This is a genomic window from Vibrio sp. 10N.222.46.A1, from assembly GCF_041473595.1.
In the GTDB taxonomy this organism is placed as follows: domain Bacteria; phylum Pseudomonadota; class Gammaproteobacteria; order Enterobacterales; family Vibrionaceae; genus Vibrio; species Vibrio tasmaniensis_A.
This window is the reverse complement of record NZ_JBFRSN010000417.1, coordinates 1-342: the sequence shown is the minus strand read 5'-3', so window position 1 is coordinate 342 and position 342 is coordinate 1. Positions and strand designations below refer to the sequence as shown.

1 protein-coding gene is annotated in these 342 nt (G+C 42.7%); it reads right to left on the bottom strand.

Going from position 1 to position 342, the window contains the following annotated elements; translation table 11 throughout:
• Window positions 1-342 (bottom strand): class I tRNA ligase family protein (locus tag AB4496_RS12990; RefSeq protein WP_372131105.1); only part of this gene is annotated, 342 nt, incomplete at both ends.

Here is a 342-nt window from a genome sequence, read left to right as displayed (position 1 = left end):
GGTCAAGTACGTTACCTTTCGACTTAGACATCTTGTCGCCGTTTTCATCACGGATAAGGCCCGTCATGTAAACTGTTTTGAAAGGTACTTGAGCCTTGCCGTCTTCGTCTTTCACGAAGTGCATAGTCATCATGATCATACGAGCAACCCAGAAGAAGATAATATCAAAACCAGATACTAGTACTTCTGATGGGTGGAATGTTTTCATTGCTTCAGTATCTTCAGGCCAGCCTTGTGTGCCGAAAGTCCAAAGTGCAGAAGAGAACCATGTATCAAGAACGTCGTTGTCTTGCTTAAGAACAATTACCGGTGAAAGGTTGTTCTTTTCACGAACTTCTTCTT